The organism is Streptomyces sp. CA-146814 (genome assembly GCF_050942385.1).
GTDB lineage: Bacteria > Actinomycetota > Actinomycetes > Streptomycetales > Streptomycetaceae > Streptomyces.
In genome coordinates, this window is the sequence record NZ_CP192068.1 from 7392367 (window position 1) to 7406613 (window position 14247).

Here is a 14247-nt window from a genome sequence, read left to right on the forward strand (position 1 = left end):
CCCGGGAACCGTACAGAGGTGACTACCGCTTGGCGCGTGCGGCGGTCGGGCTGCCGCTGATCGTGAACTGCGAGCCGGGCTCGATCAGCACATGGCCGTCACGCGAGTTGGTGATCGTCACATTGGTCAGCGTCGCGTTGCCGCGCGCGCCGCCCATCGCGAGGATGCCGGAGCCGTTGTTGGACTTGTCGATCCGGACGTTCTGGATCTTCACGTCCGGCATCAGGCCGCCACCCGTCTTGAACTGGATGCCGTCGTAGGTGGAGTCGATGATGTCGGTGTCGCGGATCGTGACGCCGGGGATCGGCAGGTTCTGCGGGAAGAGCGTGATCGCACCGAACTCCTGGTCCTCGTTCCAGAAGGCTCCGCCGGTGCGGTACAGGGCGTTGTTGGCGATCAGCGTCTGCCCGGAGAAGGGCAGCGGGTCGTGGTCGGTCGCCAGCATGATGGCCGGGTAGTTCATGGTGTCGGAGATGATGTTGTTCTCGATCTTGTTGCCGTAACCGCCGTAGATCGCGATGCCGTTGGCCCGCCACGGCAGCTGGATCGTGTTGTTGCGGAAGCTGTTGTCGTGGCCGATGTCGACGGACTGGTCCTTGACGTACTTGCTGGACCAGACGGCGAGAGCGTCGTCGCCGGTGTTGCGGAAGGAGGAGTTGTACACGGTCGAATTGCGCGTGCCGTTGGCGAAGTTGATGCCGTCGGCGTACGTGTTGCGGATCCGCATCCCGGTGAACTCGACGCCGTCGCCCGGGTTCCACAGGGACTGGATGTTGTCGTAGTCGCGGCCCGCCCAGACGCCCACGTTGGCGTGCTCGATCCAGACGTTGCTGATCTTCGTGTTCTTGCCGAACCGGCCGTTGAGCGCGACGCCGCCCTCGTGGTTGCCGTCACCGCCGCGGATCGTGCCGGAGCCGAAGATCGCGATGTCGGAAATTTTCGTGTTCTCGTCGATGTCGAAACCGAAGTTGCCCTCGTGCGGGTGGTTGATCCCGCCCGCCTCGTGCGGCGGGGTCAGCGTGTAGAGCTGGGAGTGCCACATGCCCGCGCCCCGGATCGTCACATCACGGATGCCCACCTGGTTCCACTGACCCCGGTCCAGCGGGTCGTCGGTGAGGATCTTCTGCTCCTGGCGCCACTGGCCCGCCGGGATCCAGACGCAGCCGATCTGGCCGTTCTGGTTGGCCGTCACCGCGCGCTGGATGGCCGCGGTGTCGTCGATCCCGTCGTTCGCGACCGCGCCGTACGTCGTGATGGAGACGCAGCCCGACGGCTGAGCGGTGGGCGGTGCGACCTGCTCCAGGTCGATCAGGTCGATGATGTAGAACGCGGCGTTGTCGCCCGCGTCCCGCTGGAGCTTGAACTTGGTGCCCGCCGGATAGGTCTGGGCGAGCAGCGCGTGCGACTCGTCGAACAGCCGCCGCGCGTCGCCGCCCGGCGTGTTGGTGAGCCCCTCCGGACTGTCGGTGTTGCCGTACAGCCAGCTGTGCTTGGAGGAGAGGTCGAGCTTGCGGACGAACTGGCCGTTCGCGTAGAGGCTGATGGTCGCCTGACGGCCGCCACCGCCCGCCGCGTCCGGGATCGAGTTGCGGACGACGATGGAGTTCGACGCGTTGGTCGCGGTGAACTCCACGTACTCACCGGTCGAGTTGAGCCGCACCGACTTGCGGCCCGAGGACTCGGTGGCGAAGTTGGTGTGGCCGAAGGTCCGCTCGGCGTCCGAGGTCAGCAGCGTGCCCCGGTACGCGGCGTCCTCCGCCTCGTACTCCGTGTACGGCACGGCCGCGCCGCGCCCGACGACGATGGAGCGGGCCAGCACGTTGTTGGTCTCGCTGGTCTCCGCGACCAGGTTCGTGGCGTCGGCCGTGGCCGTCAGGGTGGCTCCGCCGCTCGCCGCCGTCCAGCTGCCGCTGATCGGCACGTTCACGGTGGCGCCGGCCGGGACCGCCGGGGTGGTGCCGTTGAGCGTGGTGGAGCCGACGGTCAGCCGGGTGACCGTGCCCGCGCTCACCGCGCTGGTGCCGCGGTTGTGCATGGCCACGGTGAAGGTGACCGCCGCGCCGACGGCCGGGTTGGACGGGCTGGAGGTGATGGAGCGGACCTCCAGGTCCGGGCCGGGGCTCTGGCCGACCACCAGCGGGGATGCGGTGGTGCGGCTGTTGTTGGTGTTGTCCGACTCGACGATGGTGTCGGTCGGGTCGACCAGCGCCGAGACGGTGTACGAGCCCTGCGGCCGCTTGCCGACCGCCACCGAGACCGGAGCCGAGGCACCGGCGGCGAGCGGACCGACCGGGGCGCTGCCCACGACCACGCCGCCCAGGCTCACATTGACGGTGGTCGCCGCCGACGGAGCCGTACCGATGTTGCGTACGGTGCCCTGGACGGTGATGTTGTCCGTCTCCGAAGGCGCCGAAGGGCTCCAGGACAGGGCGCTCACGGTCAGGTCCGGGTTGGGCGCCGGCGTCCCGAACACCTGGATCTCGGCGATCTGGGCCCCGGGCGCCCCGGTGTTGGAGAAGAACTGGAGCTGGAGGTCGGCGGCCCGGCCGCTGACCGGGACCGTCACCGTGTTCCGGTTGGTGGCCGGGTTGAACACATAGCCGGCGCGGGCCTTGAGCGAGGTGAAGCCGGTCCCGCTCTGGGGCCGGCCGAGCACCTGGAACTCCTGGGTCCTGGTGCCCCAGATCGGGTCCGGGTTCAGCTTGATCACCACGGACTGCACGTCCGCGTCGGCGCCCAGTTTCACGGTGAGGTTCGAGGGGTGGCCGTTGGCCTCCCAGTAGGTGTTCACCTGGCCGTCGTTGGCGTTCACGGCGGGGTAGCCGCCGTGCGATCCGCTGGCGGTGACGCTCTTGCCCCGGGCCAGATCGGTCGCCTCAGCCGCTGCCGCCTGGACGGGAAGCAGGCCGACGGTGACGAGCCCCGCTATGAGCAGGCCGGTGATCGATCTCTCGCTGAGCCGTTTCCATCTCATGCTGTCCTCTGCTTCCACAGGTATTTGAGCCACGCAGTCAATGTTTTGCAAACAGCAGTGGATAGATTTCTGGTCTGTTTCTGATTTGTCAACGGTTCTCGCATGCTCACGTCATGAAGAAGTGTCGATTGACGGGTCGTCAGGCCTCTTGACCCGGTGTGCGGTTCAGGACAGCGCTGTGCCGCGCGCCAGCAGCAGCGCCACATCCGCCGCCGCCACGGCCACCGCACCCGCCAGCGCCGCCTTGTGCCACCAGCGGCCGAGCACCGGCCCCACCAGCGCCGCCGCACCGGCGAGGACCAGGACGGCCACGGACCCGGCGCCCACCGGACCGGGCGGGCCGAGCACCAGGACGGCCGTCGCCGCGAGCAGCGGAACCGGCAGCAGCAGCCGGGTCCCCGTGGCGCCCAGCCGGTGCGGCAACCCCCGGATACCGGCGGCCCGGTCCGCCTCGATGTCCGGCAGCGTGTCGCCCAGATGGGCCGCACACCCGAGCAGCGCCCCCGCGGCGACCGTCCACCACCGGGGCCACGGCGCGCCGGGCAGGGTGAGCGTCACCAGCGAGGGGAGCGCGGCGAATCCGACGGCGTACGGGAGCCAGGAGAGCGCCGTCGCCTTGAGCCGCAGGTTGTAGAGCCAGGCGGCGGCGACCGCGGCGAGGTGCACCGTACCGGCGAGGATGCCGCAGGCCAGCGAGAGCGGTACGCAGAGAGCGCCCGCGACCGCCGCCGCGCCCCACACCGCGTGGACGGGGACCACCCCGTCGGCGACCGGCTTCCCCCGCCGCCCGGCCCGCGCGTCGCGCCCCGCGTCGTACGCGTCGTTGCACCAGCCCACCGAGAGCTGGCCGGTGAGCACCGCCGTGCCGACCAGCGCGAGCCGCGCCGGAGAGAGGCCCACCCCGACGGACAGAGCGCAGGCGAGCGCGGTCACCGCGACCACCGGGCCCGGATGGCACGCCAGCGCCAGCCCCGCCGCGCGGCCCGGCCGCCGGGCCGTCGCCGTCGCCGCACCGGCTCCGTCCATGGCGTCCATCCGGCGATCGTAGGGACCTGTGCCTCCGTCAACACGGCAGCCGCGCTTCTTTTGCCAGGTTTTGCTCCTGTTTGTGGGCAGGATGGGGTGATGACGTCCTCGACGCAGGAGCCGCAATGACCCGGATCGCCGCGGTCCACGGGGCCCTGCCGCCCCACCGCCACACCCAGCGCGAGGTCACCGACATGGTGGCCGCGACCTGTCTGCCGCCCGGCGCCGACCGCCGCCTCCTGGACCGCCTCCACGGCAACGCCGGTGTCCGCACCCGGCACACCGTCCTGCCGCTGGAGAGCTACCGCGACCTGGACGGCTTCGGCGCCGCCAACGACGTGTTCATCCGCTCGGCCACCGACCTCGGCGGCCAGGCCGTACGCGGCGCCCTGCGCGCGGCCGGACTGCGGCCCACCGACGTGGACCTGCTGATGTTCACCTCCGTCACCGGCATCGCCGCCCCCTCCGTCGACGCCCGGCTGGTGGCCCGCCTCGGCCTGCGCTCCGACGTGAAACGGCTGCCCGTCTTCGGCCTCGGCTGTGTCGCGGGAGCCGCCGGAGTGGCCCGGATCCACGACTACCTGCTCGGCCGGCCCGACGACGTCGCCGTGCTCCTCTCGGTCGAGCTGTGCTCGCTCACCTTCCAGCGCCAGGACGTGACCCCCGCCAACCTGGTGGCCACCGCCCTGTTCGGCGACGGAGCGGCCGCGGTGGTCGCCCTCGGCGGACGCCGGGCCACCGCCGGACCCGAGATCGTGGCCACCCGCAGCCGGATGTACCCGGAGACCGAGCACGTGATGGGCTGGTCCGTAGGCTCCACCGGCTTCAGCGTGGTCCTCGATCCCGCCGTGCCCGACGTCGTACGCCGGTACCTCGCCGACGACGTACGGGAGTTCCTCGACGAACACGGCCTCAAGCCGAAGGACATCGCGCACTGGGTCTGCCACCCGGGCGGGCCCAAGGTCCTGGAGACCGTCACCGAGGTCCTCGGCCTGCCCGACGGGGCGCTCGACGTCACCTGGCGGTCGCTGGCCGACGTCGGCAACCTCTCCTCCGCCTCGGTCCTGCACGTCCTGCGGGACACCATCGAGCACCGCCGCCCCGAACCGGGCACCCCCGGACTCCTGCTCGCCATGGGCCCGGGGTTCTGCTGCGAACTGGTGCTGCTGCGCTGGTAGGAAGGTACGGCCCATGATCTGGTACACCGCCCTGGTGCTCGCCGTCGCCGTCGAGCGCCTCGCCGAACTCGTCGTCGCCCGCCGCAACACCCGCTGGAGCCTGGCCCGGGGCTCCACCGAGGCGGGCAGCGGCCACTACCCGGCGATGGTCGTCCTGCACACCGCCCTGCTCGCCGGGTGCCTGGCCGAGGTCCACCTCGCCGACCGCCCCTTCCTGCCGCTCCTCGGCTGGACCATGGTGGCGGCCGTCGTCGCGGCGCAGGCGCTGCGCTGGTGGTGCATCACCGCGCTCGGCCCCCGGTGGAACACCCGCGTCATCGTCGTCCCCGGCCTGCCCCTGGTGACCGGCGGCCCCTACCGGTGGCTGCGCCACCCCAACTACGTCGCCGTCGCCGCCGAAGGCATCGCCCTGCCCCTGGTCCACGGGGCCTGGGTGACCGCGCTGCTCTTCACCGCGCTCAACGCCGTCCTCATGGCGGTCCGGATCCGGTGCGAGGACGAAGCGCTGGCCCGCCTCCCGGTGGCGGAAGCGCGGGCGTGATCGACATCCTGGTCGCGGGAGGCGGCCCGGCGGGGCTGGCCGCCGCGATCCGGGCCGCCCGGGCGGGCCTGGAGGCGGTGGTGGTCGAACCCCGTTCCGCCCCGGTCGACAAGGCCTGCGGCGAGGGCATCATGCCCGGCGGCCTCACCGCTCTGCACGGACTCGGCGTACGACCGGCCGGGCACCCGCTGCGCGGCATCCGGTACACCGACGGCCGGCGCAGCGCGGAGGCGGAGTTCCGGGGCGCGTACGGGCTCGGCGTCCGGCGCACCGCCCTGCACACGGCCCTCCGCGAGCGGGCCGAGGCTCTCGGCGTACGCATCGTGGCAGGCAAGGTCCGGCAGGTCCGCCAGGACGCGGACACCGTCACCGCCGCCGGACTGACCGCGCGCTGGCTCATCGCCGCCGACGGGCTCCACTCACCCGTGCGGCGCGCCCTCGGACTCGACCACCCCGTCCCCGGACCCGGCCGCTACGGCCTGCGCCGCCACTACCGCACCGCACCCTGGACGGACCTGGTGGAGGTCCACTGGTCGCCGTACGGGGAGGCGTACGTGACCCCGGTCGGCGAGCACCTGGTGGGCGTGGCCGTCCTCAGCCGCGACCGCCGCCCGTACGACGAGCACCTGGCGGCCTTCCCGGCCCTCGCCGCCCGGCTCGGCCCGCACGCCACTCCCGTACGCGGGGCAGGTCCGCTCCGGCAGCGGGCGTCCGGGCCACGGGCCGGGCGCGTCCTGCTCGTCGGCGACGCGGCGGGCTACACCGACGCGCTGACCGGCGAGGGCATCGCGCTCGCCGTGGCCACCGCGACGGCGGCGGTCGGCTGCCTGGCCGCCGGACGGCCCGAGGACTATCCGGCCCGGTGGGCGAGGGCGACACGCCGCTACCGGCTGCTCACCCAGGCCCTGCTGGGCGCGGCGGCCCACCCCGTACCGCGCCGGATGATCGTCCCGGCGGCCCACCGCGCACCCGCCCTCTTCCGTACGGCGGTCCGCGCGCTCCAGTGATCGAATGGCGAGGCCCGGGGTTCCGTCATACCGTCGGTTCGGTGAACGCCCGCGTTCATCCGGCCGACGGAGAGACCGACCGCTCCTGACGGGGCGCAGCGCCCTCGGAACGAGAGACGAACCCACTCATGACGGGCTCCCACGCGACACCCGGCAAGACCGCCCGGCCCGATCAGCGGGGCCGGGGCGGCGGACTGGCACTCCTCGTCATCGCCTCGTGCCAGCTGATGGTGGTGCTCGACATCACCATCGTCAACATCGCCCTCCCGCACATGCAGAAGTCCCTGGGCTTCTCCACCGAGAACCTGTCCTGGGTGGTCAACGCCTACACGCTGACCTTCGGCGGACTGCTGCTGCTCGGCGGACGGCTCGGTGACATCCTCGGCCGCCGCCGCGTCTTCATCTTCGGCGTGCTGCTCTTCGTGCTCGCCTCGCTGCTCGGCGGACTCTCCCAGGAGTCCTGGCAGTTGCTGGCCGCCCGCTCGCTCCAGGGAGTCGGCGGCGCCATCGCCTCGCCGACCGCGCTGTCGCTGATCACCACGACCTTCCGCGAGGGCCCCGAACGCAACCGGGCGTTCGGCGTGTTCGCCGCGGTCTCGGCGGGCGGCAGCGCGATCGGGCTGCTGGCGGGCGGGATGCTCGTCGAATGGCTCGACTGGCGGTGGGTGCTCTTCGTGAACGTGCCCATCGGCCTGCTCATCGCCTTCGCCACACCCCGCTACATCCGCGAGTCCGAACGCCACCCGGGCCACTTCGACGTGGTCGGCGCCCTCACCTCCACGGTCGGCATGGTGCTGCTGGTCTACGGCTTCATCCGCGCCTCCGAGGACGGCTGGAGCGATCCGCTCACCCTAGGCTCCTTCGCCGTCGCCCTCGTGCTCCTGGCGCTCTTCATCTCCATCGAGAGCCGCTCCCGGCAGCCGATCACCCCGCTGTGGATGTTCCGCGACCGCAACCGCGCCGGGACCTACGCGATGATGCTGAGCCTCGCCGCGGCGATGTTCGGGATGTTCTTCTTCCTCACGCTCTTCGTGCAGAACGTGCTCGGCTTCAGCCCGCTGCGGGCCGGACTCGCCTTCCTGCCGGTCAGCGTCATCATCGCGGTCGGTGCCGGCCTGGCCTCGCAACTGCTGCCCAGGTACGGGCCGAAACCCTTCATGGTGACGGGCGCGCTGCTGGCCGCCATCGGGCTCGGCTGGCTCACGCTGACCGACGTCCACAGCTCGTACCTCGGCTCCATCCTCGGTCCGATGCTCGTCTTCGGCTTCGGCATGGGCATGCAGTTCGTATCCCTGACCCTGATGGCGGTCTCCGGGGTCGCGCCGAAGGAGGCGGGCGCCGCGTCCGGCATCCTCAACGCGACCCAGCAGGTCGGCGGGTCCCTCGGGCTGTCGATCCTGGTGACCATGTTCGGTACGGCCAGCCGCCACGAGTTCACCGACCAGCTCCCGCGCTTCATGGAACAGGCCACCCCGGCCCAGCAGCTGCAGTTCCGGAGGACCCAGGAGCTGCCACCGCCCTGGGGCCACGAGGTCCTCGCCGCGGGTGTCTCCAGCGCCTTCGTCATCGCGGCCTGCTTCGCCGTCCTCGCCGCGCTGGTCGCCCTCTTCGTCATCCAGGTCCGCCCCTCGGACCTGGCCCGCCTCCAGGGCAGCGGGACGGCTCCCGAAAAGGCAGACGACACCTCCGAATTAGCCACCGACCCAGCGAAAGGGCCGCACCGCCATGGACTGGACCCTTGAAGTGATCGTGCTCCCCGTGACCGACCTGGACCGGGCCCGTGACTTCTACCGGGACAAGCTCGGCTTCCACGTCGACATCGACGGCGAGGTCATGCCGGGCGCGCGCGTCGTCCAGCTCACCCCGCCCGGCTCGGGCTGCTCGATCGCCCTGACCGACGGCGTGCCGAACCCGACGGGCGACCCGCAGCCGGGCACGTACCACGGCCTCCAGCTCTGCGTCACCGACATCGAGGCCGCGCACGCGGAGCTCGTCGCGCGAGGGGTCGAGGTCTCCGAACCGCAGCGGTACGCCCCCGAGGACGGCGCCACGTTCATGTACTTCACCGACCCGGACGGCAACGGCTGGGCCGTGCAGGAGTACCGCCGCCGGCTGACCGAACCCCTCCACCAGGTCCTCGCCGACCTCGCCGCGAAAGGGTCCGGCGAGACGGCGGACTGACCCGCTCGTCCCCTCTGCCGCTCGCACACCCGCCCACCACCACCGCCCGCACCGCCTGCCGCGGTGGATCGCGCCGCTCCGGTCCACCACAATGCTCCCCGTATCACCGCAGTGATCCATGAACACGAGGGAGCAGCAGCCAATGGCCGGCAACGCAGACATGGTGGCCTTCGTCCGGGCGCGTCTCGCCGATGAGGAACAGGTCGCCCTGGCTGCCGGCGGCGACCGCTGGCGGTGTCCGGCGGATGTGCCCGGCGAGGTCCACGACCGCCGGGGCGGTGTCGCGTTCACGGTGCGCGACAGCGGCTTCGACCACCACATCGCCCTTCAGGACCCGGCCCGCACGCTGGAGCGCATCGAGACGCACCGGGTGCTGCTGGGGGAGTACGTCGAGGTCGCCGAGCTGGACACCGACCGCCCGGCGCAGGACTTCCGGTCCGGCCGGGCGGTGGGCCTGGGGTTCGCCGTACGGCAGCTGGCCGCCGAGTACGCCGGGCACCCGGACTACCAGGCGCGGTGGCTGCCACGGTTCATCCAGTAGTCGCGGCTCACCCGGTAGTCATGGCTCGTCCGGTAGTCACGGCTCATCCGGTAGTCACGGGGACGGCAGGCGCCGGGAACCGGTAACTTACTCGCAAGTAAGTCCCGTTCCCGGACCACTCGCCGACGTAAGGAACCCTCATGGCCTCCCGGACCCGTTCACCCCTGCTGCTCGCCGGACTCATGGCGGGGGCCGGGGTCCTCCACTTCGCCGTCCCGAAGGTCTTCGACGCCACCGTCCCCCGGATCCTGCCCGGAACACCGCGGACCTGGACGTATGCGAGCGGAGTGGTCGAACTCGCCCTCGCCGCGGGGATCGCGCACCCCCGGACGCGGGGCGCCGCCGCCCGGGCGACCGCGGGCTTCTTCGTCGGAGTGTTTCCGGCCAATGTGCAGATGGCCGTGGACTGGCGCGACCGGCCCCGGCCGCAGCGGGCCGCCGCCCTGGCCAGGCTGCCCGTCCAGCTGCCGCTGGTCCTGTGGGCGCGGAGCGTGGCCCGGGGTGCCGACACGCCCTGAACGGGGAGCAGTCGGTGCGGTTCGAGCCACCTGCCCGGAGGAAGATCCACACCAAAATGGCGTTGCTCTCTGGTGAGGAGTGATCCCGCCGTGTAGCGTCGCCGGAAGATGTCGTGGTTCGCAGTACCTGCCCGCGCCTGGCGCGGGCGTTTTGCTGTGCAGTGCCTGAGAACCAGGGCGATCACCTCCGGGTCCGCGCGGTGCGGATCCGTTTACTGCTGAGAGGTACAGGCATGGCCAGCGGAACCGTCAAGTGGTTCAACTCGGAAAAGGGCTTCGGCTTCATCGCGCAGGACGGCGGTGGCCCCGACGTCTTCGCGCACTACTCCAACATCAACTCCACCGGCTTCCGTGAGCTCCAGGAAGGCCAGGCGGTGACCTTCGACATCACCCAGGGCCAGAAGGGCCCGCAGGCGGAGAACATCACCACCGCCTGATCCGGGTTGAACGACTCCGAGGCCCCCGGGACGCACAGCGTCCCGGGGGCCTCGGACGTCCGGGACCGGCTCTCGGGCAGGTCGTGGACGGATGCGGCGGCCGGCTACCCGGTGGACTCGTCCGGTGTCGGATGCTCCTCGGGATGCGCACCGGCGTTGCGCGGCTTCTCCCGGCCCGAACCCGCCTCGTCCGGGTCCGGCTCGTCCCCGCTCTCGCGGGCGACCCGGTCGGGCACCGGTATGTCGAGGGGGTCCTCCCCCTCCTGGTTCTGCTGGTCCGGCATGTCCGCCGGTACCGGAGGCGGGCTGCCGGAAGCCCCGGTGTAGGCGGTGCCTTCGGGCCTGCGGTCGGTCATGGGAGCCTTCCTTCCGTACGGTGCTCCCGGAGTACCCGGGAACCAAGCGTTCGCCCTGGTGGGTACCCGCCCCGGCGCGAACGATTCACCGGAGACCGGGACGCGCGGGACTTGCCGTCCGGGGGGTGTGGCCCGTGGACGCGGGGGTACTCGGGGCTGTGCCCGAGCGCACGACCCGGGCACATGACATTCACACGAGGAATTCCGCGGAAGGACCCCCGCATGCTGATGGCCCACCCCACCGTGCTGCGCAATCTCGTCGAGCAGTACGAGGCCCTGCGTCTGCTGCACGCGGAGAGCGGTTCCACCGAGGCGCGGCAGCGCATGGACGACGTCGCCTACACCCTGTGCGTCTCCACGGGCACGGGCGATGTCGACAGCGCGCTGGTCGCCGCCCGGCACCGGCTGCCCGGGGCCCGCCCCGAAGACGACTCCGTCCTCTCGGCCTGATTCGCCGGATGAACACCGAAGGGGTGGGCACTGTGGTTCGGACCGTGGGCGTGGAAGAGGAATTGCTGCTGGTCGACCCGGAGACCGGGGAGGCCCGTGCGCTGTCGACGGCCGTGCTGGCCCTCGCCGAGAGGGACGCGGAAGGGGAGTCGGCCTTCGAGCCGGAGCTGCACCGCCAGCAGCTGGAGTTCGCCACGCATCCCTGCCGCGAGATGGACGAGATCGCCGAGGCGGTGCAGCGGTGGCGGGCCGAGGCGATCCGCCACGCCGCCGACGTGGGCGCCTCGGTCGCGGCCCTGGCGACCTCGCCGCTGCCGGTCAGCCCGACGATCGGGACGGGCGAGCGGTACAACTGGATGGCGGAGCGCTACGGGCTGACCGCGCAGGAGCAGCTGACCTGCGGATGCCACGTGCACGTCTCGGTCGAGTCGGACGAGGAAGGCGTCGCGGTGCTCGACCGGGTGCGGGCGTGGCTGCCGGCCCTGCTCGCGCTGAGCGCGAACTCGCCGTTCTGGCAGGCGCAGGACAGCCGGTACGCCAGCTACCGCAGCCGGGTGTGGGGCAGGTGGCCCTCGGCCGGGCCCGTGGGGCTCCACGGATCGGCCGAGCGCTACCACCAGCAGGTGAAGGACCTGGTCGGCACCGGCGTGCTCAAGGACGAGGGGATGGTCTACTTCGACGCGCGCCTCTCGGCCAACTACCCCACAGTGGAAGTCAGGATCGCGGACGTCTGCCTGGACCCGGCGGACACCGTGCTGCTGGCCACGCTGGTGCGGGCGCTGGTGGAGACGGCCGCACGGGAGTGGCGGGCCGGAGAGCCTCCGCTGGACACCGATGTGGCGCTGCTGCGGGTGGCGTCCTGGCAGGCGGCGCGTTCCGGCCTGGAGGACCGGCTGATCCACCCCCGTACCCTGCGGCCCGAGCCCGCGACCGACGTGCTGCAGGCGCTCGTGACGCATGTGCGCGAAGCCCTGGAGGACAGCGGCGACCTCAAGGCCGCCCAGAAGGCGCTGACCACCCTGGAGCGGCGCGGCAACGGCGCCAGGGTCCAGCGCGAGATCCTGGAGCGGACCGGAAGCCTCCGCGACACCGTCGCGGAGTGCGTCCGCATCACCGGCGGGTGAGCGGACAGCGGTACCGACGGACGACATGACCGCATGACGTGTGAGGAAAGGAGCAGCACATGGCCACCACCGATCTCGGCAACCGCCGGATCCTGGCGATCGTCACCAACTACGGGGTCGAGCAGGACGAACTCGTCGTCCCCGTGAACCACCTGCGCGACCACGGGGCCGAGGTCAGCGTCGCGGCGGTCGACGACGACGAGATCCGTACCCTCGTGGGCGACCGCGACCCCGGCGACACCGTGCGGCCCGACCTCACGCTGGCCGACGTCGACCCCGCCGCGTACGACCTCCTGCTCGTCCCGGGCGGCACGCTCAACGCCGACACCTTGCGCCTGCAGGACGCCACCACCCGGATCGTCAGCTCCTTCGCGGCGTCCGGCAGGCCCGTCGCGGCCATCTGCCACGGCCCGTGGGCGCTCATCGAGGGCGGCTACGTCCAGGGCAAGACCCTGACCTCGTACGCGTCCCTCAAGACCGACATCACCAACGCCGGCGGATCCTGGGTCGACAAGTCGGTGGTCCGCGACGACGAGGGCGGCTGGCCGCTGATCACCTCGCGGAACCCCGACGACCTGAAGGACTTCCTCCGCGAGATCGACACGGTCCTCACCGAGTCCTGATCCTGACGCACGCCCGACGGCCCCCGTTCGCGTACCGCGGCGGGGGCCGTCGGCATGTCCACGTACGCAGGGGGGGTGCACGGAGGCAATAGGGCCACCGCGCACTTACCGCCCGGGACGCGCGCGCGGTATCCAGGAAAGAGGCTGCCGGCGAGAAGTTCCTGAAGCGGGCCGACCCGAGGAGGGCTCATGGACGCCCCGACCGCCACCACGGCCGACACGGACGTGGTGGACACACCTCAGGAAGACCCGACCGTTCACATTCTGTGGATCAACGCCGGGCTGAGCTGCGACGGGGACTCCGTCTCCCTGACCGCCGCCACCCAGCCGAGCATCGAGGAGCTCGCGCTCGGCGCCCTGCCAGGACTGCCCAAGGTCGCCGTCCACTGGCCCCTCATCGACTACGAGTGCGGGCCCGTCCAGGGCGCCGACAACTTCGTCGAGTGGTTCTTCAAGGCCGACCGCGGTGAACTGGAGCCCTTCGTCCTGGTGGTCGAGGGCTCCATCCCGAACGAGCGCATCAAGCCCGAGGGCTACTGGTGCGGCTTCGGCGACGACCCCGAGACCGGCCAGCCCATCACCACCAGCGAATGGCTCGACCGGCTCACCCCCAAGGCTCTCGCGGTCGTCGCCATCGGCACCTGCGCCACCTACGGTGGCATCCACGCCATGGCCGGCAACCCGACCGGAGCCATGGGCGTACCCGACTACCTCGGCTGGGAGTGGAAGTCCAAGGCGGGCATCCCGATCGTCTGCATCCCCGGCTGTCCGGTGCACCCGGACAACGCCTCCGAGACCCTGCTGTACCTGCTCTACCAGGCCGCCGGCGCCGCGCCCATGATCCCGCTGGACGAGGAGCTGCGGCCCACCTGGCTGTTCGGCGCCACCGTCCACGAGGGCTGCGACCGAGCCGGTTACTACGAACAGGGCCAGTTCGCCGACGAGTACGGCTCCCCGCAGTGCCTGGTCAAACTCGGCTGCTGGGGCCCGGTCGTCAAGTGCAACGTACCCAAGCGCGGCTGGATCAACGGCGTCGGCGGCTGCCCCAACGTCGGCGGCATCTGCATCGGCTGCACGATGCCCGGCTTCCCCGACAAGTTCATGCCGTTCATGGACGAGCCGCCCGGCGGCCACGTCTCGGCGGCGGCGAGCGGTGTGTACGGCTCCGTCATCCGCCGGCTGCGCCACTTCACCGAGAAGACGGCCGACAAGGAACCGAAGTGGCGGACGAAGACCGACACCATCAAGACCGGCTACCGGCCGCCCTGGTGACCCCTGCCTCCGGTGACCC

General features: G+C 71.4%; 15 protein-coding genes. 12 read left to right on the forward strand and 3 right to left on the reverse strand.

Translation table 11 applies throughout. From position 1 onward, the window contains the following. Nucleotides 1–22 precede the first annotated feature (22 nt). Together ACQP09_RS32685 and ACQP09_RS32690 are read right to left on the reverse strand one after the other, a co-directional pair. Nucleotides 23–2974: a CARDB domain-containing protein gene (locus ACQP09_RS32685; RefSeq protein WP_433406238.1), complete on the reverse strand. Its 2952-nt coding sequence runs from the start codon at nt 2972–2974 to the stop codon at nt 23–25. Between the two features lie 165 nt (nt 2975–3139). Beyond that, nucleotides 3140–4009 (reverse strand): UbiA family prenyltransferase, encoded by an 870-nt coding sequence (locus ACQP09_RS32690; protein WP_433406239.1) that lies wholly within the window; start codon nt 4007–4009, stop codon nt 3140–3142. Nucleotides 4010–4125: 116 nt separating this feature from the next. Here ACQP09_RS32690 and ACQP09_RS32695 point away from each other — a divergent pair, with 116 nt between their 5' ends. The 8 genes from ACQP09_RS32695 (at nt 4126) to ACQP09_RS32730 (ending at nt 10403) form a co-directional block, all read left to right on the forward strand. After that, entirely contained in the window at nt 4126–5178 is a 1053-nt protein-coding gene (locus ACQP09_RS32695) for a type III polyketide synthase (RefSeq protein ID WP_433406240.1), read from the forward strand. A 13-nt stretch (nt 5179–5191) separates the two neighbouring features. Continuing rightward, nucleotides 5192–5719, forward strand: coding sequence for an isoprenylcysteine carboxyl methyltransferase family protein (locus ACQP09_RS32700; RefSeq protein ID WP_433406241.1), 528 nt, complete (start codon nt 5192–5194; stop codon nt 5717–5719). Beyond that, nucleotides 5716–6726, forward strand: coding sequence for an NAD(P)/FAD-dependent oxidoreductase (locus ACQP09_RS32705; RefSeq protein ID WP_433406242.1), 1011 nt, complete (start codon nt 5716–5718; stop codon nt 6724–6726). The genes ACQP09_RS32700 and ACQP09_RS32705 overlap by 4 nt, the downstream gene beginning before the upstream one ends. A gap of 128 nt (nt 6727–6854) precedes the next feature. Then, complete coding sequence (locus tag ACQP09_RS32710; RefSeq protein ID WP_433406244.1) at nt 6855–8468, forward strand: MFS transporter; 1614 nt, start codon at nt 6855–6857, stop codon at nt 8466–8468. Next, nucleotides 8452–8907: a VOC family protein gene (locus ACQP09_RS32715; RefSeq protein ID WP_433406245.1), complete on the forward strand. Its 456-nt coding sequence runs from the start codon at nt 8452–8454 to the stop codon at nt 8905–8907. Before ACQP09_RS32710 ends, ACQP09_RS32715 begins: the two co-directional genes overlap by 17 nt. 142 nt (nt 8908–9049) lie before the next feature. Beyond that, nucleotides 9050–9448, forward strand: a complete 399-nt coding sequence (locus tag ACQP09_RS32720; RefSeq protein WP_073876661.1) for a DUF6221 family protein — start codon at nt 9050–9052, stop codon at nt 9446–9448. Nucleotides 9449–9588: 140 nt separating this feature from the next. Next, the gene (locus tag ACQP09_RS32725; protein WP_433406246.1) at nt 9589–9966 is read left to right on the forward strand and encodes a DoxX family protein; all 378 of its coding nucleotides are present in this window, start codon (nt 9589–9591) and stop codon (nt 9964–9966) included. A 233-nt stretch (nt 9967–10199) separates the two neighbouring features. Beyond that, nucleotides 10200–10403, forward strand: coding sequence for a cold-shock protein (locus tag ACQP09_RS32730; RefSeq protein ID WP_003964323.1), 204 nt, complete (start codon nt 10200–10202; stop codon nt 10401–10403). Nucleotides 10404–10507: 104 nt separating this feature from the next. Here ACQP09_RS32730 and ACQP09_RS32735 read toward each other — a convergent pair whose 3' ends face one another. Then, a complete protein-coding gene (locus ACQP09_RS32735) occupies nt 10508–10759 on the reverse strand; it encodes a hypothetical protein (RefSeq protein ID WP_433406248.1) in 252 nt (83 codons plus the stop codon). Nucleotides 10760–10981: 222 nt separating this feature from the next. On the opposite strand from ACQP09_RS32735, the gene ACQP09_RS32740 reads away from it, so the two are divergent. The 4 genes from ACQP09_RS32740 (at nt 10982) to ACQP09_RS32755 (ending at nt 14228) form a co-directional block, all read left to right on the forward strand. Next, on the forward strand, nt 10982–11209 hold the full coding sequence (locus ACQP09_RS32740) for a DUF5133 domain-containing protein (RefSeq protein WP_015613081.1): 228 nt from the start codon (nt 10982–10984) through the stop codon (nt 11207–11209). Between the two features lie 8 nt (nt 11210–11217). Next, nucleotides 11218–12333, forward strand: coding sequence for a glutamate--cysteine ligase 2 (locus tag ACQP09_RS32745; RefSeq protein ID WP_433406249.1), 1116 nt, complete (start codon nt 11218–11220; stop codon nt 12331–12333). A 59-nt stretch (nt 12334–12392) separates the two neighbouring features. Then, nucleotides 12393–12956 (forward strand): type 1 glutamine amidotransferase domain-containing protein, encoded by a 564-nt coding sequence (locus ACQP09_RS32750; RefSeq protein WP_433406250.1) that lies wholly within the window; start codon nt 12393–12395, stop codon nt 12954–12956. 189 nt (nt 12957–13145) lie between these two features. Next, nucleotides 13146–14228 (forward strand): hydrogenase expression protein HypE, encoded by a 1083-nt coding sequence (locus ACQP09_RS32755; RefSeq protein WP_433406251.1) that lies wholly within the window; start codon nt 13146–13148, stop codon nt 14226–14228. Nucleotides 14229–14247 lie beyond the last annotated feature (19 nt).

Excerpts from the sequence above, each read along its gene's own strand:
- ACQP09_RS32715 (WP_433406245.1), top strand. The coding sequence starts at position 8,452 with ATGGACTGGACCCTTGAAGTGATCGTGCTCCCCGTGACCGACCTGGAC.
- ACQP09_RS32710 (WP_433406244.1), top strand. The coding sequence starts at position 6,855 with ATGACGGGCTCCCACGCGACACCCGGCAAGACCGCCCGGCCCGATCAG.
- ACQP09_RS32740 (WP_015613081.1), top strand. The coding sequence starts at position 10,982 with ATGCTGATGGCCCACCCCACCGTGCTGCGCAATCTCGTCGAGCAGTAC.
- ACQP09_RS32700 (WP_433406241.1), top strand. The coding sequence starts at position 5,192 with ATGATCTGGTACACCGCCCTGGTGCTCGCCGTCGCCGTCGAGCGCCTC.
- ACQP09_RS32745 (WP_433406249.1), top strand. The coding sequence starts at position 11,218 with ATGAACACCGAAGGGGTGGGCACTGTGGTTCGGACCGTGGGCGTGGAA.
- ACQP09_RS32750 (WP_433406250.1), top strand. The coding sequence starts at position 12,393 with ATGGCCACCACCGATCTCGGCAACCGCCGGATCCTGGCGATCGTCACC.
- ACQP09_RS32685 (WP_433406238.1), bottom strand. The coding sequence starts at position 2,974 with ATGAGATGGAAACGGCTCAGCGAGAGATCGATCACCGGCCTGCTCATA.
- ACQP09_RS32730 (WP_003964323.1), top strand. The coding sequence starts at position 10,200 with ATGGCCAGCGGAACCGTCAAGTGGTTCAACTCGGAAAAGGGCTTCGGC.
- ACQP09_RS32695 (WP_433406240.1), top strand. The coding sequence starts at position 4,126 with ATGACCCGGATCGCCGCGGTCCACGGGGCCCTGCCGCCCCACCGCCAC.
- ACQP09_RS32690 (WP_433406239.1), bottom strand. The coding sequence starts at position 4,009 with ATGGACGCCATGGACGGAGCCGGTGCGGCGACGGCGACGGCCCGGCGG.
- ACQP09_RS32720 (WP_073876661.1), top strand. The coding sequence starts at position 9,050 with ATGGCCGGCAACGCAGACATGGTGGCCTTCGTCCGGGCGCGTCTCGCC.
- ACQP09_RS32755 (WP_433406251.1), top strand. The coding sequence starts at position 13,146 with ATGGACGCCCCGACCGCCACCACGGCCGACACGGACGTGGTGGACACA.
- ACQP09_RS32725 (WP_433406246.1), top strand. The coding sequence starts at position 9,589 with ATGGCCTCCCGGACCCGTTCACCCCTGCTGCTCGCCGGACTCATGGCG.
- ACQP09_RS32735 (WP_433406248.1), bottom strand. The coding sequence starts at position 10,759 with ATGACCGACCGCAGGCCCGAAGGCACCGCCTACACCGGGGCTTCCGGC.